The sequence below is a fragment of the Bradyrhizobium sp. 142 genome (assembly GCF_023074015.1).
In the GTDB taxonomy this organism is placed as follows: Bacteria; Pseudomonadota; Alphaproteobacteria; order Rhizobiales; family Xanthobacteraceae; genus Bradyrhizobium.
In genome coordinates, this window is the sequence record NZ_JADPKQ010000294.1 from 1 (window position 1) to 19,005 (window position 19,005).

The 19,005-nt window shown below is 64.0% G+C and carries 22 protein-coding genes; 16 read left to right on the forward strand and 6 right to left on the reverse strand.

Annotated features, from left to right (window positions below):
• Positions 1 to 133: 133 nt before the first annotated feature.
• From IVA82_RS25795 to IVA82_RS25820, 6 genes are all read right to left on the reverse strand, one after another.
• Entirely contained in the window at positions 134 to 1,645 is a 1,512-nt protein-coding gene (locus tag IVA82_RS25795; protein ID WP_247389687.1) for an ATP-binding protein, read from the reverse strand.
• 253 nt (positions 1,646 to 1,898) lie between these two features.
• Positions 1,899 to 2,963, reverse strand: a complete 1,065-nt coding sequence (locus IVA82_RS25800) for a 2-dehydropantoate 2-reductase (protein ID WP_247389688.1) — start codon at positions 2,961 to 2,963, stop codon at positions 1,899 to 1,901.
• A 347-nt stretch (positions 2,964 to 3,310) separates the two neighbouring features.
• Entirely contained in the window at positions 3,311 to 3,946 is a 636-nt protein-coding gene (locus IVA82_RS25805) for a MarR family transcriptional regulator (protein ID WP_148738842.1), read from the reverse strand.
• A gap of 835 nt (positions 3,947 to 4,781) precedes the next feature.
• On the reverse strand, positions 4,782 to 6,107 hold the full coding sequence (gene fliI, locus IVA82_RS25810) for a flagellar protein export ATPase FliI (RefSeq protein ID WP_247389689.1): 1,326 nt from the start codon (positions 6,105 to 6,107) through the stop codon (positions 4,782 to 4,784).
• A gap of 36 nt (positions 6,108 to 6,143) precedes the next feature.
• A complete protein-coding gene (gene flgF / locus IVA82_RS25815) occupies positions 6,144 to 6,872 on the reverse strand; it encodes a flagellar basal-body rod protein FlgF (protein ID WP_247389690.1) in 729 nt (242 codons plus the stop codon).
• A gap of 3 nt (positions 6,873 to 6,875) precedes the next feature.
• Positions 6,876 to 7,664: a DUF1217 domain-containing protein gene (locus tag IVA82_RS25820; protein ID WP_187435769.1), complete on the reverse strand. Its 789-nt coding sequence runs from the start codon at positions 7,662 to 7,664 to the stop codon at positions 6,876 to 6,878.
• A gap of 142 nt (positions 7,665 to 7,806) precedes the next feature.
• Between IVA82_RS25820 and motA the strand changes: the two genes are divergently transcribed.
• The 16 genes from motA to fliP all read left to right on the forward strand — a co-directional run bounded on the left by motA (position 7,807) and on the right by fliP (position 18,970).
• On the forward strand, positions 7,807 to 8,703 hold the full coding sequence (gene motA, locus IVA82_RS25825; RefSeq protein ID WP_148738837.1) for a flagellar motor stator protein MotA: 897 nt from the start codon (positions 7,807 to 7,809) through the stop codon (positions 8,701 to 8,703).
• A complete protein-coding gene (locus tag IVA82_RS25830; protein ID WP_148738836.1) occupies positions 8,700 to 9,641 on the forward strand; it encodes a FliM/FliN family flagellar motor switch protein in 942 nt (313 codons plus the stop codon). Before motA ends, IVA82_RS25830 begins: the two co-directional genes overlap by 4 nt.
• Positions 9,622 to 9,936, forward strand: a complete 315-nt coding sequence (locus IVA82_RS25835; RefSeq protein ID WP_247389691.1) for a hypothetical protein — start codon at positions 9,622 to 9,624, stop codon at positions 9,934 to 9,936. The genes IVA82_RS25830 and IVA82_RS25835 overlap by 20 nt, the downstream gene beginning before the upstream one ends.
• A gap of 114 nt (positions 9,937 to 10,050) precedes the next feature.
• Positions 10,051 to 10,425 (forward strand): flagellar motor switch protein FliN, encoded by a 375-nt coding sequence (gene fliN, locus IVA82_RS25840; RefSeq protein ID WP_148738834.1) that lies wholly within the window; start codon positions 10,051 to 10,053, stop codon positions 10,423 to 10,425.
• 2 nt (positions 10,426 to 10,427) lie between these two features.
• The gene (locus IVA82_RS25845; protein WP_247389692.1) at positions 10,428 to 11,468 is read left to right on the forward strand and encodes a flagellar motor switch protein FliG; all 1,041 of its coding nucleotides are present in this window, start codon (positions 10,428 to 10,430) and stop codon (positions 11,466 to 11,468) included.
• A gap of 13 nt (positions 11,469 to 11,481) precedes the next feature.
• Positions 11,482 to 12,567 (forward strand): flagellar biosynthesis protein FlhB, encoded by a 1,086-nt coding sequence (flhB, locus tag IVA82_RS25850; protein ID WP_247389693.1) that lies wholly within the window; start codon positions 11,482 to 11,484, stop codon positions 12,565 to 12,567.
• 64 nt (positions 12,568 to 12,631) lie between these two features.
• Positions 12,632 to 13,033: a flagellar basal body rod protein FlgB gene (flgB, locus tag IVA82_RS25855; RefSeq protein WP_247389694.1), complete on the forward strand. Its 402-nt coding sequence runs from the start codon at positions 12,632 to 12,634 to the stop codon at positions 13,031 to 13,033.
• An 11-nt stretch (positions 13,034 to 13,044) separates the two neighbouring features.
• Entirely contained in the window at positions 13,045 to 13,461 is a 417-nt protein-coding gene (gene flgC / locus IVA82_RS25860; protein WP_247389695.1) for a flagellar basal body rod protein FlgC, read from the forward strand.
• A 2-nt stretch (positions 13,462 to 13,463) separates the two neighbouring features.
• Positions 13,464 to 13,793 carry a flagellar hook-basal body complex protein FliE gene (locus IVA82_RS25865; RefSeq protein ID WP_247389696.1) on the forward strand — a complete coding sequence of 110 codons (330 nt, stop codon included), beginning with the start codon at positions 13,464 to 13,466 and terminating at the stop codon, positions 13,791 to 13,793.
• Between the two features lie 17 nt (positions 13,794 to 13,810).
• The gene (flgG, locus tag IVA82_RS25870) at positions 13,811 to 14,599 is read left to right on the forward strand and encodes a flagellar basal-body rod protein FlgG (RefSeq protein ID WP_247389697.1); all 789 of its coding nucleotides are present in this window, start codon (positions 13,811 to 13,813) and stop codon (positions 14,597 to 14,599) included.
• Between the two features lie 13 nt (positions 14,600 to 14,612).
• Positions 14,613 to 15,089 (forward strand): flagellar basal body P-ring formation chaperone FlgA, encoded by a 477-nt coding sequence (gene flgA, locus IVA82_RS25875; protein ID WP_247389698.1) that lies wholly within the window; start codon positions 14,613 to 14,615, stop codon positions 15,087 to 15,089.
• Complete coding sequence (flgI, locus tag IVA82_RS25880; RefSeq protein ID WP_247389699.1) at positions 15,086 to 16,216, forward strand: flagellar basal body P-ring protein FlgI; 1,131 nt, start codon at positions 15,086 to 15,088, stop codon at positions 16,214 to 16,216. Before flgA ends, flgI begins: the two co-directional genes overlap by 4 nt.
• A gap of 67 nt (positions 16,217 to 16,283) precedes the next feature.
• Positions 16,284 to 17,051 carry a MotE family protein gene (locus IVA82_RS25885; protein WP_247389700.1) on the forward strand — a complete coding sequence of 256 codons (768 nt, stop codon included), beginning with the start codon at positions 16,284 to 16,286 and terminating at the stop codon, positions 17,049 to 17,051.
• Positions 17,052 to 17,747, forward strand: a complete 696-nt coding sequence (gene flgH, locus IVA82_RS25890) for a flagellar basal body L-ring protein FlgH (RefSeq protein ID WP_247389701.1) — start codon at positions 17,052 to 17,054, stop codon at positions 17,745 to 17,747.
• Positions 17,748 to 17,789: 42 nt separating this feature from the next.
• Positions 17,790 to 18,233, forward strand: a complete 444-nt coding sequence (locus IVA82_RS25895) for a flagellar basal body-associated FliL family protein (protein WP_247389702.1) — start codon at positions 17,790 to 17,792, stop codon at positions 18,231 to 18,233.
• Positions 18,230 to 18,970 carry a flagellar type III secretion system pore protein FliP gene (gene fliP, locus IVA82_RS25900; RefSeq protein ID WP_247389703.1) on the forward strand — a complete coding sequence of 247 codons (741 nt, stop codon included), beginning with the start codon at positions 18,230 to 18,232 and terminating at the stop codon, positions 18,968 to 18,970. The genes IVA82_RS25895 and fliP overlap by 4 nt, the downstream gene beginning before the upstream one ends.
• The last annotated feature ends 35 nt before the right edge of the window (positions 18,971 to 19,005 follow it).

A 19,005-nucleotide genomic window follows, 5' to 3' on the forward strand; every position in this document is an offset into this window, starting at 1 on the left:
CGACAAGCCTCCGCCAGTCAATCCCAGCAAGCCAAAGCCCAGGTTCTCTCTCGACCAGCTGGAGCTCATCTATGTGTGATTTTCCCGGGACAGCCCTGCGCAAGCGGGAGAGGGAGCGCACCTTCTTCGTGGCTCAAGTCGAGGCAACGCTCTGAGCCTGCTCGACAGGCAGATCATCGGCGTTGGGATCGCCGGGCGCCGTAGCCCAGGCGAGCTCGACCAGCGTCACGAACCTGCGTCCGGAACCGTCGAGCTGGCATACGATCAAGCCTTGCTCCTCCATGTAGCTCAGCAAGCGCTGTGCCCGGCGCAGCGAATGCGAGCCATAGGCGCGCGCGATCACGGCATCGCCGGGACACGGCCAGCCTTCCTTCGCCGCGCGCGCGATCATCATGAACACGCCCTGCATGTCTTCGGGCAGGATCGAGGCGCGGAGCGACACATCCTGCCAGGCATCATCCTCGGCAAGCTCAGCGCCAAGTCCCGCGCGTGCACGCGTCAACATGCGGCGGAATTCGGTGAGGTCGGGCACGGCCGAGCCGAGGCCTTCGATACGGCAGCGAACCACGAACTCCTGATAGAGCACGCCGATAGCGCGGAAGCCGGCATCCGGCTCGGCAAGCACGGCGCGCAAGGTCCGGTCCACGCGCTCGCGCCGGTCCGCCAACTCCTCAGCGCTCGCCGGCAGTTCGATCGCTTCAGGCCGGATTTCCGGGGCGGCGGCCTTTGCGGCCCGGAGCTGTTCGAGGAGATCGGGCGCCGGCCGACGCTGCGGCCGGCTGGCATCGGGCGGTGGCGCAGCCAGGATCACGGCGCGCGCATCCTCCAGCGTCGCTTCCGGCATCGGCATGAGCCGGGGCGTGGAATTGCGCGGCTTGGTGTCCGTCGCGCCGATATGCAGGCGCAGCGGACGGCGTGACAGCGCCGGGCCGAGCGCCATGAACTGTCCGCGCTCGAGATCGCGAAACGTCTCCGCCTGACGCCGCTCCATCCCGAGCAGATCGGCGGCGCGCGCCATGTCGATGTCGAGGAAGGTCCGGCCCATCAGGAAATTGGAGGCCTCCGCCGCGACGTTCTTGGCAAGCTTTGCCAATCGCTGGGTCGCGATGATCCCGGCCAGTCCGCGCTTGCGGCCACGGCACATCAGGTTCGTCATGGCACCGAGCGAGAGCTTTCGCGCCTCGTCCGACACCTCGCCCGCGACCGCCGGTGCGAACAGCTGCGCCTCGTCCACCACCACCAGCATTGGGTACCAGTGGTCGCGATCCACGTCGAAGAGACCGCCGAGGAAAGCCGCTGCGCGCCGCATCTGGTTCTCGGCATCCAGCCCTTCGAGATTGAGCACGGTGGAGACGCGATGCAGCCGCGCGCGTTCGCCGGCGACCTGAAGGCCGCGCTCGGTATGATCCTCGGCCTCGATCACGAGATGGCCGAAATGCTCGGCCAGCGTGACGAAGTCGCCCTCGGGGTCGATGATGGCCTGCTGCACCCAGGGCGCGCTCTGTTCCAGCAGCCGCCGCAGCAGATGCGATTTGCCGGAGCCCGAATTGCCCTGCACCAGGAGGCGGGTCGCCAGCAGTTCTTCGAGGTCCAAGGCCGCCGCGGCGCCCGCAATGGTCTGCCCCATCTCGATCGCAACCGTCATGTCCCGACTCAGACCCCTTCATTCGCGGACAGGGGCTTATCAACCCGGCCGGGGCGCGTCGAGCGGCACGCGACAAAACGCGTCGCGTTGCCCACGGCGGAGTTCAGGCGTGATTCGACAGTTGGAGGGTGGGGATCGTCGTCCGCGTCATCCGGAATCGCGCGGGATCCGAGTTCCTGCCCGCTGCGGTCACGCTCGTCTGGAGGCCTGCGGGTCGATGAGGATCGATCGGAATGAAGGCCACGGCGTGCCGCTACTGCGCGCCGGATCCGCCCTGCACGATCTTCTCGTTCAGCTTCAGGTCCACGGTTTCGACGGTGCGGTCGATCTCGGCATTGGGCGCGCCGAGCTGATGCGAGATCAGCTTCACCAACAAGTCGACGCGCTCGATAAAAGGAGCACCGCTCGCAACCGCGCGCGCCGCCGATGACGGCTTGAGCAGGCTTTCGGCAGCCTTGGCGTATTTCGCGAACGGCACCTGGTCCTGCGGATCGGCGCCGAGCTTCCGGGCGATGGCATCGACATGGTCGTAGATCGTCTGCGAGCGCGCGAGATCGCCGTGCACGGCGTCGCGGATCGACTGTGCCTCGTGCTGTGTGATGCAGCGGTAGTTGCCGGTCAGCAGCATCGACCATTTCGCCAGCGGGACGAACAGCGAAGAGAACACCTTCAGCTTCACCGGCACGTCGTGGCCATCGAGCGTCACGGCGTCGATGTCGGCTTCGAGCTCGCGCAGCACCTTGTTGTGCTTGTCGTCGGCGAATACCGACGCCTTGAAGTTCGTGGGCAGGCCGACATGAAGCACGTTTGCCGCCTCTTCCGGCGGACGGAATGCCTGCGGATCGGGCGAGCACAGCGTCACCAGTCCCGGCTCGAACCGCTCCCATACCTGCGCATTGGTGTAGGCCTCCTCGAGCTCCATGCCTGCGAGCGACGGAATCCGCTTAAGATAGGGCAGCGGCGGCATGTTCATGATCGACAGGCACGGCAGCTTCGCCGCGGCGATCCTAACCATGAGAACGCGAACCGTGTGGTTGGCGTATTGCGGCTCCTGCATGGCAAGGCCGACCATGTCGTAGCGGGAGACGTCGACGTCGGCCGGCGTCACGGCGTCCAGCTTGCCGGGCAGGTCGCGCGAGAAGATCGCCCGGTGCACCGCCTCGTCACGCAACTTGATGCGCACCTCGGTGCCGTCGCGGTTGATCAGCTCCGCGGTCTTGGCGCGGCAGACCAGGGTGACGTTGTGCCCGGCCATCAAGAGCTTCGTGCCCAGCAGGGAACCGTAAGAAGCTCCGAGAATCAAAATGTTGCGCGCCATGCTCTTCCCTATAAATCGCGTGATTTTTGGGCCCCGGCCGTGATCCGAGGGCGATTAGGGGCATGTAAGGCGAAGTATCCCACAATGGCAACTGGGATAATGCATACAAGGCAGCGTCAATATTCTCGCTTCGTTCTTGGCGAGCCCGACAACGAGACAGCTGTGACGAGCCGCCACCTCAAGAATACGCTTTCTCGAGATTCGGATTTATCGCCGCGGGCCGGGTTGCGGTGGATGCGGCAGCCTCGGGCGCGACCATCGAGCAACGGGAGCGCTTACGGCGAACCAGGCCGCGAAACTTCCGCAAACCCAGGCCACGCCATTCACCCCGGAAATTGCGCGCGGCGTCAGCCCTGGCTCGCGACGCGGGCGCGATCGAGATGTTCCTCGATCTTCGGGCGGTCGCGGGTGCGCTCAAAACTCGTGCAGAGCAGTTCGGTCTCCTGGAGCGAGACCGGGGCGCGGTACAGCCGGCACATGAATTCGGCGGTCGCACGTCCCTTGCTCGTGCTGGGACTGCGTTCGGCGAGAAACATGCAATCCCGGCAGATGCTGGCATCGAGTCGCTGATGTGCCGCATCGAGGTGATTGAGGATATCTCGCAGCGAATCGCGCAGCTTGATGCATTCTTCGGTGCCGAGTGCCGTGACCGCATTCACCACGTGATTGACCGGATCGTGCTGGCTTAGGTATTTCTCGCCCTGCGCCGTGACGTTGAGTACGACGGAGCGCTTGTCCTCGGGCGAGGGCTTCCGCACCAGGAAGGACTTGCTCTCCAGCGTCTTCACGATCTGCGATGCAGTCGCCCTGGTGGCACCGATGAAACCGGCGAGCGCGGACGGCGTGCGCGAAAACCTGTTGGCTCGGCCCAGAAAGCGCAGCGCCATCCATTCCCGATCTCGTAATCCGTGCTGGTTGCCTTCGAAATACCAAGCCCTGGCCGCCTGAACCAGCAGCTCGACGGCCTCGCGTGCCAATGGCATGAATCTACCTCGTCCCCGGAACTTCGTCTGCGGCGTCCCGAAGCCGCCTTGCGCCCTGGCTCGCGAATCCATCGAGAGACATCGGACGGCCGAAGCTGTCCGATGAGCACGTCATACCCGGCTCTCGTTCGAACGCACGGACTGCAACGCGCCCGACCTCGACCCATGGGCGTTGCATCGTCCGGAGCAGGAGGCTGCGTCGCTGATCGCATGTCAATCGCGTCGTCGCCGTGGAGTCCGAGTTGCCGTCACCAGCGGACGATGGATCGGAGTTGTTCAACCGAAGCCCCTAAACGTTCAAGTCACAAGCCACGCGTTTCTTATACTCCACTGAAACGATGAATGAGCTTCTCAACAAAATCAAGTAGAGACACCCCTCGAGACCGGATGTCGCTGCAGGCGAATGTAACGTTCAAGACAATCTCGCTGTTCGGGACACATGATAGTGAACACAATACGCCGCTCCGCAAGCAACATGCACGCAACTATACGACGGTTTAATTGCACAGCATGTTGTTGTCCGTCGTTGATGCAAGTTGATCGAAGCTTGTGCATGACGACGATGTGCATGGGCATGTCATCCACAACCTTGTGCGATGGGTCGCCAGGGGAACTCGGAGGGAATGCACGCGCCGGTTGTTCGGCCGGCGATCGCAGAAGGATGCGTTCGGTCGTTTTCGCCACGGCCGCGCGCTGCCCATGCGGATGGTTGATGCCCAGGCTGATAGCGGCGATGCATTGGCATGCGCCGGAAGCGGGGTGCCATGCGCGATCGATTGTTGAAAAAAGCGAGCAGGGGAGAGCGCGGGCGCGAAGCGCGCGCCGTCTTCCCTGATTAGCCGCCCTTGAGCATGTCTCTGAGCTCGCGAAACGGATCGGCGCTTGGCGGCGCCGAGGCGTCCTGCCGCATCGCGTTGTAGATCCGCGGCACCATGTCGACCGCCTGGTCGAGACCCGAATCACGTCCCGACTGATATCCGCCCATCAGCCGAAGGTCGCGGGTGTCCTCGTATTTGGCGATCATGGTGCGCAGCTTGCTCACCAGCTCGCGCTCCTCTGGGTCCCAAACGTTATGGGCGAGGCGAGAGACTGAGGCCAGCACGTCCACGGCCGGATAGCGCGCCTGGTCGGCGATGTGCCGGCTGAGCACGATGTGCCCATCGAGCGTGCCGCGGATGGTATCGGCAATCGGCTCGTTGTGATCGTCGCCGTCGACCAACACGGAGAAAATGCCGGTGATCGTGCCGGTTCCCTCCTCGCCGGGGCCGGCCCGCTCGAGGAGGCGCGGCAGGTCGGTGAAGACCGTCGGCGCATAACCGCGCGCGACCGCCGGTTCGCCGGCGGCGAGGGCGACTTCGCGGGCGGCGTGGGCGAAACGGGTGATCGAATCGAGCACGAGCAGGACCGATTCGCCCCGATCACGAAAATATTCGGCGACCGCCATCGCGGTCTTCGGCGCCAAACGCCGCATCATCGGGCTTTCATCTCCCGTCGACACAATGGCGACGGCGCGGTTGCGGTTGGTGCCGAGCACGTCCTCGATGAATTCGCGCACCTCTCGGCCGCGTTCGCCGACCAGGGCAAGGACGACGGTGTCAAAACCTTCGCTGCGGGCGAGCATCGCGAGCAGCGTCGACTTGCCGACGCCGGAGCCGGCAAAGATGCCGACGCGCTGGCCGGCGCAGATCGGCGCGAACAGATCGATGACGCGCACGCCGGTGCGCAGCGGCTTGTGAACACGGGCGCGCTTCATGGCCGAAGGCGCCTCCGCCTCGGCGGAGACGGTCCGCGATCCCGGAGTGAGGGGGCCCTGTCCGTCGAGCGGCGCGCCGAGCGCGTTGATGACGCGTCCCTTCCAGCTCGGATCGGGCGCGAAGGACAAGGGCGGCATCCGGTAGGCGACCGAGCCAAGGCCGCCCGCGAACTGGCGGTCGAACGGTTTGGCGATGATGCCTTCGCTGTCGATCCGCACCACCTCGCCGATCTGGGGCCTGCCGCCCGAATTGACGCCAATGAGCTCGCCGAGCCTGACGAAGCGCGACAGGCCGGAAACACGGAAATGCGTCGGCGCGATCTCCGAGATCGCGCCGCTGACGCTTGCAAGGGGAGTGCTCTGCTGAAGCTCCAGCAGCGCCCACTCAAGTTGCCGAAGAGCGTTCAAGGAAACCGTCCACTCTCATTGCGCACGAGGCGCAGTCTACCTGCCGGGATCGCCCAGCGTCCGGATTGCGTTCTGGAGCGCGCTCTCCGTGCCCTCGACCAGCGAATTCGTGCCGTCGAAGGCGCGCGAGGCCGACATCAGCTTCGTCAATTCCATCATCGGATTGGCGCCGGAGCCCTCGACATAGCCTTGCTTGAAGCCGTCTCGGGCGAAATCGGAGATGGCGGTCGCAGGCCGGTCGGGCGTGACACCGGAATTGCCGTAGCGCTCGAGATTGGCATCGGCGGGAATGTTGAACAGGCCGATGGTGCCGATCTCGTTGTTGTCCTGGGTAATCGCACCGCTGCGCGAGATCGAGACCGGTCCGCCGTTCGGGTCGAGCGTGATCTGCGCACCGCCGGAATCGACGACAGGGAAACCGGTCACGGTCTGAAGGTCGCCGTTGGGAGCGATCTGGAGCCGGCCGTCACGGGTATAGACCGTGCCGTTCGGACCGGCGAAGGCGAGCCAGCCCTGTCCGACCACGGCGACGTCGAGCGGGTTGCCGCTCTCGGTGATATTGCCGAGTTCGCGCGAGATGATGTTGTCGCCGGGCGAGGAGAACGCGACGGGGTTCGCACCAGCGCGCGACAGCACGGTCTCGAATTTCACCACGTCGGTGCGAAACGCCGCCGTGTTGACGTTGGCGACGTTGTTGGCGATCGTCTGGAGGCGCTTTTCAAGAGCGACTTGTGCCGACAATCCCACATAGAGAGCCGATTGCATGACTTACTTTCCGAACCGGATGGATTGAAGTTTCGAGAGCATGTCGGTATCCATGCTGGTCGTCGTCGACGCGCCGCCGATCAGGACCAGCGCGGGGTTGGTCGAGTTGTCGCTCTGGGCCTGGACTGCATCCCACATCGCGGCAAAGCGTTGCACGAATTTGTTGACCTTGGTCGGGTCCTGGAAATCAGTAAGCTTGATCTTGCTGGTGATCATCTTGGCCTGGGCGTCGATGTCAGCCGAGCTGATGGTCGACGACAGGCCGAGCGCTGTCTGGACCACCTGCGTCAGCGCCTTGTCCGCGAGAATCTGGTAGGAATTCTTGATCGTGGAGGCCTTGCGCGTGAAGTAGAGCGCCAGCCGCAGGCCCTCGTTCTGGTCGCCGGCCTTCTGCTCCATCGTCTGCGTGACATATTGGGTTGCCGTGCCGGTCGTGGCCGCGGCGGTCTGGGTCGCCTTGCTGCCGAGGGCAGCAAAGTTGAAGGCGGCGGCGAATTCCCGGTAGCGGGTGTCGGTCAGCTTGTTGGCGAAGGTGTCCTTGTTCGCGATCCCCTCGGTCAGCACCTTGCGCATGAACGCCTTGGCGTAGACCATGTCGCTGAGGCCATAGGCCTTCATCGCATAGGAGTAGAGGCGATAGTCCTTCAGGAAATCGTCGATGGTCTTCACGTTGCCGATATGGCTGAAGAAATAATCGGTCTCGCGGCTGACATCCGGCTGCTTCGCGACCTGCGTCAGCGACTTGCCCATGTCCTTGGTCAGTCTGGTGTAGTCCGCGATCGTGGATAGCATGACACGCGCCCCTCTGGCCGCCATTGCGACGTCGTCTCAAGCTGCCGCCAGTTGCTTGCGCGGGGCTGGCGAGGGGGAAGCCAGCTTCGCGCAAGCGTCGCCGGCTAGTTATTCCCGATGGGATCGGTGATGGAGCGGCGTGTTGGGCAGTTTCGTGGGGATCGTCATCACGGTAGCGGCGCTGCTCGGCGGATTTGCCGCCATGGGCGGGCATCTGGGCGTGCTGATGCAGCCGTGGGAGTTCGTGATCATCATGGGCACCGCGGCCGGCACCTTCATCATGGCCAATCCGTGGAAGGTGGTCGTGGATACCGGGCTTGCGTGCGCGCAGGCCGTCACCGGCGCGGTGCCCGGTGAGCGCTACTATCTCGATCTGCTCGGCGCTCTCCATGCCCTGATGCGAGAGCTGCGGGGCAAGGGCCGCAACGAGGTCGAGGCGCATATCGACGATCCCGCGTCCTCCGAGATCTTCAAGGCGTTCCCGAGCGTGCTCGGGGATGCCTCGCTGCTCCAGTTCATCTGCGACTATGTCCGCCTCATCATCATGGGGAATGCGCGCACGCACGAGATCGAGGCGCTGATGGACGAGGAAATCCATACCATCGTGAAGAGCAAGCTGTCGCCCTACCATGCGCTGGTGGTGGTGTCCGAGGCTCTGCCGGCGCTCGGCATCGTCGCCGCAGTGCTCGGCGTCATCAAGGCCATGGGCGCGCTCGACCAGTCGCCGAAGCTCCTGGGCGGCTTCATCGGTGCGGCGCTCGTCGGCACCTTCGCCGGCATCTTCCTGTCCTATGGCATCATTTCCCCCTTCGCGCTGAAGATCAAGTTGACGCGCGAGAAGCGCTGCCGGCCCTACATCATCGTCAAGCAGACGCTGCTTGCGTTCATGAACGGTGCCATGCCGCAAATCGCCGTCGAGCACGGTCGCAAGATGATCGCCAGTACCGAGCGGCCGTCGATCGACGTCGTAGAGAACGAGACGATCGCCGGTCCCAAGGCCGTCGCGACCGATGCCGAACCGAAGGCTGCACGCGCATGATGACGGAAGACCTCGACGTCGATCAGCAGAAGCGGCTGCCGAACTACCTGCTGGACGCTGCCGGCATATCGATCGAGCGTATGCCGATGCTCAATGTGATCTTCGATCGCATGGCGGCATCGTGCACGGACAGCCTCCAGCCGATAGCCGGAACGCCCTGCTATTTCTCCGTCAACGGCATCACGAACGGGCGCGTTGGCGACATCATCAAGGACTACGAGGCCAATGCCGTCGCGGCGGTGCTCTATGCCGAGCAGTGGGATTCCAGAATCCTGATCATGCTTGACCGCGATTTCGTGTTCACGATGGTCGAGGCGATGTTCGGTTCCGACGGCGCCGAACCGCCGCTCGACGTCGAACGGTCCTTCTCGAACATCGAAATCCGCCTGGTCCAGGCGCTGTTCGAGCGCTTCGCCAAGGCACTGCAATCCTCCTTCGCCGGCACCTCCAACGTCACCTTCCGCGTCGAGCGGGTCGAGACGGCGATGGCTTCGCTGGCAATCGGGCGCAGCGGCAACATGTCGATCTGTGCCAACATCATGCTGCAGGCGCTCTATCGCGGCGGCCAGATGTTCCTGATCATCCCGCACTCTGCACTCAATCCGTTGCGCCAGAAGCTCGCGACCGTGGTCGTCAGCGACGGCCGGGCGTCCGATCCGCGCTGGCGCGAGCAGATGGAGAGCGAGGTCCATCGCACCGAAGTTACGCTGAGCGCCGTGCTCGACGAAAAGATGATCTCCCTCGGCGACGTCGTGAAGTTCCAGGTCGGGCAGGTCCTCGAACTCGAAGCCACGCCGCGTACGCTGGCTCGGCTCGAGAGCAACAACCAGGTGCTGTTCTGGTGTCAGATCGGCCAGCTTGATGGCTATTACGCCATGCAGGTGGCTGATCCCGTCGATCAGAAACGGGAGTTCGTCGATGATATCCTATCTCGTTGATGCGGTGCTGCTGATTGCGCTCGCCTTCACCAGCATGCGGGTGACGCGGATGCACCGCGAACTGGCGCGGCTGCGCAGCTACCAGGGCGAATTTTCGACCATCGTCCACGAGACAGCGGGCGCCTTCGATACGGTCATCACCGCGGCGCACGATTCCACCGCAAATCTCGGGCGGCTCGCCAACGTGCTGAGCGCGAAGATCGATCAGGCTCACGAAGCGATCGCGGCGCTGGATGCGCGGCGCGGCCTTGCGCCCGCGACGAGCACGAGCGGCACCGAGGCGAACACGCATTGAATTTGGGGCTTGCGGGACATTTACGATCAAAACGTCATCTGACGGCGGCCCGCAGGCGGGGGAATGATCCAGGGGCGGCGCTCCGGGACTGGAAATACCAAGAGGCGATACCAAATGGCGCAATCGTTCGACTATGAGTCTGCATCTGCATCGGCAGACACCGAGACGTCTCCGCTGGAGCGGTTGGCGGAGATCGCCGCTCGTACGGCGGAGGAGACCGGCAAGTTCGCCAATGTCGATGCGATCCTGCGTATCCCCGTCACCATGCAGGTGGTGCTGGGCTCGGCGACCATCCCGGTGGCAAACCTGATGAAACTTGGACGCGGCGCCGTGGTACCGCTCGACCACAGGGTCGGTGAGCCCGTCGATGTGGTGGTCAACGGCCGCGTCGTCGCACGCGGCGAGGTCGTCGTTGTCGAAGAGGACAATTCCCGCTTCGGCGTCTCGCTGACCGAGATTGTCGGGCCGCTGGGGCAGGGTGAAACCTGACCATGGCGGCACAGGTCGGCATCGCGCCCATCAAGCTGCGAGGCGTTGCCACGCTCGGTGGAACGGAAAAGGTCGCGGCGCTCCTGCTGGCCATGGGCCGGCAGGCGGCCGCGAGCGTGCTCCAGCAATTCGAGCCGCAGGAGATCCGCATCGTCACCAAGGCCGCGGCGGAGCTGCGGCCGATCACGGCGCAGGAGCTGGAGGGTATCGTCGAGGAGTTCGCCCAGCAGTTCTCGATGGGTGCCAACATTCTCGGCACCCTCGGCGGCCTGGAAGCGGTGCTCGGCGACGTGCTTCCGGCCGACCAGGTCTCGGCGATCATGTCGGATCTGCTCGGCAATTCGAGCCGGTCGGTCTGGGAGCGCGTCTCGTCGGTGTCGGAAAACTCGCTCGCGAGCTATCTCTCCAAGGAGCATCCGCAGACCGCGGCGCTCATCCTGTCCAAGGTCAAGCCGGCGTGCGCCGCCAAGGTCATGAGCCAGCTTCCCTCGAGCCTGCGCAATGAGCTGATGCGGCGCGTGCTCAGCCTGAAGCCGATCGTCGACGACGCCATGAAGGTCCTGGAAAAGACGCTGCACGAGGACCTGACGCTCAACTTTGCCCGAAATCTCGGCGCGGATACCTACGCCCGCGTGGCCGATATCATCAACAAGATGGAGCGTGGCCACATCGAGGACATGCTGAAGAGCCTGTCGGAAAAGCGGCCGAAGTCGGCCGAAGTGCTGAAGGAGTTGCTGTTCACCTTCGACGACGTCATCCATCTGACCCCGAAGGCGCGCACCATGATTTTCGACCAGGTGCCGACCGACCGCATCGTCATCGCCCTGAAGGGCACCGACAAGCATTTCCGGGAACTGATCCTGTCCTCGGTCGCCTCGCGCGTCCGGCGCGTCGTCGAGCACGAACTGGCCATCGGCGAGCCGTCGAACCAGCGCGACGTGCTCGAGGCGCGGCGAGTGATCACCGACCTTGCACTCGACCTCGCGGAGAAGGGTGAAATCGAGCTCAACCCCGAGCAGGAGGATGAGCTGGTCTTCCGCTGACCGCTGACAGGGCATGGCAGAATCATCCGACCAGGAGAGCAAAACAGAAGAGCCGACCGAGAAGAAAGTCCGCGATGCGCTCGAACAGGGCAAAATCCCGGTCTCTCGGGAGGCTTCCATCTTCGCGTCGATGGCGGCGCTGATGGTCATACAGGCCTTCCTGATCGGTCAGGGCGTGCAGCAACTGACGCCGACCCTGACGAGCTTTCTCGACGATCCCGAGGGCTTTCCGCTGAGCACGGGGGCAGAGGCGCAGAACCTGCTCACCGTGGTCGGCCTCCAGGCGCTGCGATTCCTGGTGCCGCTGGTCGTCATCATGGCGGTGTTCGGCCTGGCCGCCTCGCTGCTCCAGAACGCGCCACGCCTCGTGCTCGAGCGCATCCAGCCGGACCTTTCGCGAATTTCGCCGGTGCAGGGCTGGAGCCGGTTGTTCGGAACCCAGGGACTCGTGGAGTTCGCCAAGTCGCTGTTCAAGCTCGTCGCGGTGAGCGTCGTCGTCGGCGTCGTGCTGCGTTCGTCGGAAGCCAGGGCGTTCGAGGCCATGTACACCGATCCTGTCGCGCTGCCAGAGATGATTCTCAGCATCGCGATGCGGATCGTCTCGGCAATCTGCATCGCGACGATCGTCCTGGTCGCAATCGATCTCGCCTGGTCGCGCTTCCACTGGCGGCGCGAGCTGCGCATGACGCGGCAGGAGATCAAGGACGAGCACAAGCAGGCCGAGGGCGACCCGTTGATCAAGGCGCGCCTACGCTCGCTCGCGCGCGACCGCTCGCGCCAGCGGATGATCGCGTCCGCATCGCGTGCGACGCTGGTGATCGCGAACCCGACGCATTTTGCGATCGCGCTGCGATATCACCGTGAGGAGAACCCGGCGCCGCTCGTATTGGCCAAGGGCATGGATGCGCTCGCGCTCAAGATCCGCGAGGTCGCCGAAGAGAACAGAATCCCGGTGATTGAGAACAAGGCGCTGGCGCGTGCGCTCTACGAGGCGGTTCAGGTCGACCAGGTGATTCCGGCCGAATTTTTCCGGCCCGTCGCCGAGATCATTTACTTCCTTCAGTCGAAGCAGTCGCCGCGGCCTGAGAACGTTCAGTAGAGTTCCGAGGACGGCATCCCGCGCATCAGCCTGAGGAAAGCTTGTGGCCCTAGGCTTCTCCCGAATGGACCAGAATGGGACTGCCGTGGGACCGCTTTATCTCTTTGAACTCGCATCGTCGCAGGCGCGCTGGCTCGAGCTTCGTCAGTCGACCATCGCCACCAACGTCGCCAACGCCAACACGCCGGGCTTCAAGGCACGCGACGTCGAGCCCTTCAACAAGGTTCTCGATGGAATGCCGGTCAGGCTTGCGACCACATCGCCTTCGCACATGCAGCTTTCCGCGGCCGAGACCGACACGCGGGCGACGGCGAAGAAGGACAGCTGGGAAGTTGTTCACTCCGGAAACTCGGTCAGCCTCGAACAGGAGATGATCAAGGGCAGCGACGTCAATCGCGACTATTCGATGAATTCGGCGATCGTGCGGTCGTTTCACCGCATGGTCCTGTCCAGTGCAAAGGCCTGAGGTAAACTGACATGCTGGACGCCCTGCAGTCCTCGTTGACCGTCGCAAGCTCCGGACTCGAAGCGCAGTCGACGCGCATGCGCATCGTCTCCGAGAACCTCGCGAACGCGAGCTCGACGGGGCGCACCGCCGGCGCCGAACCCTATCAGCGCAAGACGATCACGTTCGATGCTGCGTTGGATCGCGCCGCGGGTGCGCAGCTCGCGAAGGTCAAGGAAATCGGAGTCGATACCACGCCGTACCGCGTGGAGTACGATCCGGGACATCCGGCCGCCGACAAGGCCGGCTACGTCAAGTTTCCCAACGTCAACATGATGGTCGAGATGGCGGACATGCGGGAAGTCAACCGATCCTACGAGGCCAATCTCCAGGTGGTGAAGCAGGTAAGGTCGATGCTGGGCATGACCATCGATCTTCTGAGGAGCTGACAATGCTAGAGGCGATTTCCTCCACGGCGACTTCCGCAGGGCAAGCGGTCGCCCGCGCGACCGAGACTCAGGCCATCGCGCCGGCGGCGACGCCCGCAATCCAATCGGGCGACGGCGTCGGCTTCGACTCCGTGCTGAAGCAGGTGACCTCGGACGCGATCGGTACGCTAAAGGCGGGCGAAGCGGCATCGATCTCGGCGATGCAGGGCAAGGAGTCGACGCGGCGCGTCGTCGAGGCGCTGATGTCGGCCGAGCAGGCCTTGCAGACGGCGGTCGCGGTCCGCGACAAGGTCGTGCAAGCCTATCAAGAAGTCGTTCGTATGTCGATTTGATCTGAAGGAGTCACACTGTGAAATCGCTTGCCATTGCGGCCACGGGCATGAATGCCCAGCAGACCAATATCGAAGTCATCGCCAACAACATCGCCAATATCAACTCGACCTCGTATAAGCGGGCACGGGCTGAATTCACCGATCTGTTCTACCAGATGGACCGCATGCAGGGCGTCTCGAACGTCTCGGGTTCGTCGCCGATCCCGGAAGGCGCCAATCTCGGCCTCGGCGTCAAGTCTGCGGCCATTCGCAAGCTGCACATCCAGGGCGCGCTCACTCAGACCGGCAATCCCTATGACATGGCGATCAACGGCCGGGGCTGGTTTCAGGTGCTGGGCCCGAACAACGAGGTGCAATATACCCGCGCGGGCTCGTTCAACACCAATGCCAACAGTCAACTCGTCACGACCGACGGCTACCTGCTTGATCCTTCGATTACGGTGCCGCAGGGAACGGTCGAGGTCACGGTCAACCAGTCGGGACAAGTATTCGCCAAGCTCGATACGGAAGTGAACCCGCGGCAGATCGGCCAGCTCAACCTTGCCAACTTCGCCAACGAAGCGGGCCTTGAGCCGCTCGGCAGCAATCTCTATCGCGAGACCACGGCGTCCGGTACGCCCGTCGTCGGTCTGCCGGGCGATGCCGGCTATGGCAAGATCAACCAGAAGTACCTCGAGGCTTCGAACGTCGATCCCGTCAAGGAAATCACCGAATTGATTTCGGCGCAGCGCGCCTATGAGATGAATGCCAAGGTCATCCAGGCTTCGGATGAGATGGCGTCGACCGTATCGAAGGGCCTTCGCTAGTTCCGGTGTGTCGATGTTGAACAGGGTGGGCCTGATCGCGCGTGGGTTGGCCTCCGCGCTGCTGGTTCTCGTCTCCGCGCGCTTGGCCGCGGCAGAGGAGCGGCGGCTTCCCGTGCCGGCGGTGTCGATTCGCGCCGGCGAGCTGATCAGGGACGACATGATCACCGAGCGCGCTTTTGCGCCGAACGTGCTCGGCGTGGCCATGTTCTTCGAAGGACGCCAGGTCCTCGTCGGACGCATGGCGCGGCGCGCGTTGCTGCCAGGCCAGCCGATCCCGACCAATTCGGTGGAGGATCCCTGGACCGTTGCCCGCGGCGCCATGGTCAAGGTCGTGGTCGAAGACAGCGGCCTGTCGATCGTGACCTATGGCTCGGCGATGCAGTCGGGCGCCCCCGGCGCTCTCATCCCGATACGAAACACCGATACCGGCGTGATCATCAGGGGCGTCGTCCAGCCGGACGGCACCGTCAAGGTCGTGGACGGGTCATGATCAGATTTCTGCTTGCGCTGATGCTCGTCGTCTCCGCGGCTGACGCACAGGCTGCCGTCCGCATCAAGGACATCGCGGACATCAAGGGATTGCGCGAGAACCAGATCGTGGGTTACGGCCTCGTCATCGGCCTAAACGGCACCGGCGACACGCTTCGCAACGCTCCGTTCACCGAGCAGTCCCTGCAATCGATGCTCGAGAATATGGGCATCAACGTCAGGAACGAGACGACGAGCACCAATAATCCTCCGCGCCCGACCACCTTGCGCACCCGCAACGTCGCCGCCGTGATGGTAACGGCGGACCTGCAGCCCTCGATCGGGCCGGGCGAGCGTATGGACGTGACGGTGTCGTCGCTCGGCGATGCGACCTCGCTGCTCGGCGGCACGCTGGTGATGACGTCGCTGCGCGCGGCCGACGGTGCGGTCTATGCGGTGGCCCAAGGCGCCGTCACGGTCGCCGGCTACAGCGTCGGAGGTCAGGCCCAGAACGTCAGCCAGGGCACGCCGACCGCGGGGCGCATCCCAAATGGTGCGCTGGTCGAGCGCGAGGTGCAGGGAAGTCTCCATGAAATGGAATTCCTGGTACTGGAGCTCAAGAATCCCGATTTCGTCACCGCGACGCGAATCCTCGATGCCATCAACCGCTACGCCGGCGGTCGCTACCGCGCGCAGATCGCTTTCGAGCGCGACTTCCGGACCATCGTGCTGTCCAAGCCGCGCCATATCGGTCCCGTCCGCTTCCTTGCCGAAATCGGCGAACTCACCGTCGAGCCCGACACGCCGGCGCGGGTTGTGATCAACGAGCGCACCGGCACGGTGGTGATTGGACGTGACGTGCGAATCTCGACCGTGGCCGTGACCCACGGCAACCTGACGGTTCGAGTCACCGAGCTACCGGTGGTGTCGCAGCCGGCGCCGTTCTCGCGGGGCCAGACCGTGGTCGTTCCCCAGACCGTGGTCGAGGCCAACGAGGCCGGATCGCAGGTGGCGATCCTCAGTGGCGTCGATCTCCAGCGCCTGGTGCGCGGGCTGAACCAGATCGGCCTGAAGCCGTCCGGCATCATCGCCATCCTCCAGGCGATCAAGACGGCCGGCGCGCTCCAGGCCGATGTCATCGTGCAATGATGCACAAGCGTCGTGCAAGCTTGGTCGCTCAATGCTCAGGACTTGACCGAGAATCGCACGCGGCCCGATGCTGAAGCTGGATCACAAAGCCAAACTCCTTCTCCTGGTCGCGGTGTCTGCGCTCGGATGCGCATCGCCTGCGCTGGCGCTGGACGAGGCGACGCCCTCGAAGCCGCTCAACCTACTCTCCTTCGCGCGCGCGCGGGCGCCGGGACCTCAAAAGCCCCGTAACGTCACGTCGTTCCCGAGCGACGCTGCGGCGGTGCGGGCGACGGCCTGGGCGGCCGAAGACTCAGGACCCGCGATCACCGGTGCAGTGCCAGCTCCCGAGACAGCCACGCCGGTGCCGGCACCCGCGCCCGCACGCCCGGCCAAGCCCGCCAGCGTCACGGCGCCGCCGAAGCCTGCACCGCCGCAGGCCGCCGTGCCCGCGGACAATGAGGTCGCCCTGTTCTGCAGCAACGTGGCCGACCCTGCCGTCGATGCAAGGCTGGCCTGGCAGCTCAAGGAGCTGGAGAAGGCCGAGAGCCAGCTCCGTGAGCGGATCGCCGAGGTCGAGGCCAAGCGGGCCGAATACGAGAAGTGGATGGCGCTGCGCGACGACTTCCTCAAGAAGGCCGAAGCGAGCGTCGTCGAGATTTATTCGCGCATGAAGCCGGACGCCGCGGCCACCCAGATCGCCGGGATGGCGGACGAGACCGCCGCGGCCGTGCTCGCCAAGCTCAGCCCGAGGAGCTCGAGCGCAATCTTCAACGAGATGGATACGGCACGCGCGGCGCATCTCGCCGATCTGCTTGGCGGAATGCGTCGTGTGGATGACGGAAAGACCAGGTAGATGAAGAAGCCGATCCTCATCCTGTTGCTCATGTTGCTGGCCGGTTGCTCGCATGATCCGGCCGAACTCCTGACCGGTCCGAAATTGTCGCCCGTTGGCAGCGGCCTGAGGACGCAGGCCGACCCGATTCCGGTGACGCCCCGCATGCGCACGCCCGTCAGCTATCGCTCCACCTGGGACGACGGCACCGACCTCTACCGCGATCCCCGCGCCCGCCGCGTTGGTGACGTCGTGACGGTGATCATCTCGATGCAAGACAAGGCCAAGCTCGACAACAAGACGGGCCGCTCGCGCGATTCGCAGATCAAGTTCGGGCTGGACTGGTTGATGGACGTCGCGGGATGGCAAGACAAGGGCCAGACCAACGCCAACCTCAGCACCAACACCCAGATCAAGGGCAACGGCCAGATCGATCGTACCGAGGACATCAAGCTCTCGATCGCCGCGATCGTCACCGACGTATTGCCGAACGGCAATATGATGATCAGCGGTTCGCAGGAGTTTGGCGTCAATACGGAGCTGCGCGTGCTCAACGTCGGCGGCATCGTGCGCCCGCGCGATATTTCGCGAACCAACACGATCTCCTACGAGAAGATCGCCGAGGCGCGCGTCTCGTATGGCGGTCGCGGAAATCTGTCGGACGTGCAGCAGCCTGGATGGGGACATCGGATCTATGACGCCGTTGCGCCGTTCTGAGGTTCAAGGATTCGACGCCGCGTCGCGGGGGCAGGGAGCGCCATGCGCCTGATCGCCGCCATTGTGGTCCTGACGCTGGTCGCGATCGGTGCGGGCGCGTTAGCCGGCCTGCATTTGTTTGCGGCCGCCGAGCGTGTCGCCGACGCGAAGAAGAGCCCGACGCCGCCACCCGTTGCCTCGAGCTACGCCGGCAGCGCGCGGCTGAGGAAGCTGTCTCCGATCGTGACCAATCTCGCCGCCCCGGCCAACAACTGGGCGCGCGTCGAAGCCTCCATGGTGACCGACAGCATGAGCGACGAGGACGCCGGCATTCTCGCCGCCCATATCAGCGAAGACATCGTCGTCTATCTGCGGTCGGCCTCCGTCGCCCAGTTCGAAGGATCGCGCGGGCTTCAGCATCTGCGCGACGATCTGTCCGAACGCGCCAATGTCCGATCTTCAGGCAAGGTGCGCGAATTGATTATTGAGACATTGGTGATCCAGTGAGGGTGAGAGTCCTGCTGCTCGCGTTAATTCTGGTCGTCCTGCCCGAGGTGGCGCTCGCCCAGATGCCGGACCTCAACTCGCTGCTGCCGCCGGGAAACGGTTCGACCAGCGGCCGGATCATCCAGTTGATGGCGCTGATCACGGTGCTGTCGGTGGCGCCGGGGCTGCTCATCATGGTGACCAGCTTCACGCGATTTGCCGTCGCGTTGTCGTTCCTGCGCGCCGGTCTCGGCCTGCAGACCACGCCGGCCAATCTGGTGCTGATCAGCCTCGCTCTGTTCATGACCTTCTATGTCATGGCGCCGACCTTCGATCGCGCCTGGGAAACCGGCGTCCAGCCGCTGATGAAGAACGAGATTTCGGAGGAAGAGGCCTATCTGAAGATCACCGATCCGTTCCGCGAGTTCATGCTGGCCCATGTCCGCAACAAGGATCTCCAGACCTTCGAGGCGCTCGCCGCGGAGAGTTTCCGCAAGAAGCTCGACGACAAGCGCATCGACATGCGCGTCATCATTCCGGCCTTCATGATCTCCGAACTCCGGCGCTCGTTCGAGATCGGATTCCTGATCATCCTGCCGTTCCTCGTCATCGACCTGATCGTGGCGACGCTGACGATGTCGATGGGCATGATGATGATGCCGCCGACCATCCTCGCACTGCCGTTCAAGATGCTGTTCTTCGTGCTGATCGACGGCTGGAATCTGCTGGCCTCCGGACTGGTGAGGTCGTTCTCCTGAGCGCCGCAATGGTCGGCCGGTCGGCTGGTTATGGT

Coding starts and splice junctions, on each gene's coding strand:
- IVA82_RS25835 (WP_247389691.1), top strand. CDS start 9,622: ATGATATCCTATCTCGTTGATGCGGTGCTGCTGATTGCGCTCGCCTTC.
- fliN (WP_148738834.1), top strand. CDS start 10,051: ATGGCGCAATCGTTCGACTATGAGTCTGCATCTGCATCGGCAGACACC.
- IVA82_RS25800 (WP_247389688.1), bottom strand. CDS start 2,963: ATGGCGCGCAACATTTTGATTCTCGGAGCTTCTTACGGTTCCCTGCTG.
- IVA82_RS25805 (WP_148738842.1), bottom strand. CDS start 3,946: ATGCCATTGGCACGCGAGGCCGTCGAGCTGCTGGTTCAGGCGGCCAGG.
- IVA82_RS25895 (WP_247389702.1), top strand. CDS start 17,790: ATGCGCCTGATCGCCGCCATTGTGGTCCTGACGCTGGTCGCGATCGGT.
- IVA82_RS25865 (WP_247389696.1), top strand. CDS start 13,464: ATGCTAGAGGCGATTTCCTCCACGGCGACTTCCGCAGGGCAAGCGGTC.
- flgA (WP_247389698.1), top strand. CDS start 14,613: ATGTTGAACAGGGTGGGCCTGATCGCGCGTGGGTTGGCCTCCGCGCTG.
- IVA82_RS25820 (WP_187435769.1), bottom strand. CDS start 7,664: ATGCTATCCACGATCGCGGACTACACCAGACTGACCAAGGACATGGGC.
- flgF (WP_247389690.1), bottom strand. CDS start 6,872: ATGCAATCGGCTCTCTATGTGGGATTGTCGGCACAAGTCGCTCTTGAA.
- IVA82_RS25795 (WP_247389687.1), bottom strand. CDS start 1,645: ATGACGGTTGCGATCGAGATGGGGCAGACCATTGCGGGCGCCGCGGCG.
- flgB (WP_247389694.1), top strand. CDS start 12,632: ATGGACCAGAATGGGACTGCCGTGGGACCGCTTTATCTCTTTGAACTC.
- flgC (WP_247389695.1), top strand. CDS start 13,045: ATGCTGGACGCCCTGCAGTCCTCGTTGACCGTCGCAAGCTCCGGACTC.
- IVA82_RS25885 (WP_247389700.1), top strand. CDS start 16,284: ATGCTGAAGCTGGATCACAAAGCCAAACTCCTTCTCCTGGTCGCGGTG.
- flgH (WP_247389701.1), top strand. CDS start 17,052: ATGAAGAAGCCGATCCTCATCCTGTTGCTCATGTTGCTGGCCGGTTGC.
- IVA82_RS25830 (WP_148738836.1), top strand. CDS start 8,700: ATGATGACGGAAGACCTCGACGTCGATCAGCAGAAGCGGCTGCCGAAC.
- flgI (WP_247389699.1), top strand. CDS start 15,086: ATGATCAGATTTCTGCTTGCGCTGATGCTCGTCGTCTCCGCGGCTGAC.
- flhB (WP_247389693.1), top strand. CDS start 11,482: ATGGCAGAATCATCCGACCAGGAGAGCAAAACAGAAGAGCCGACCGAG.
- IVA82_RS25845 (WP_247389692.1), top strand. CDS start 10,428: ATGGCGGCACAGGTCGGCATCGCGCCCATCAAGCTGCGAGGCGTTGCC.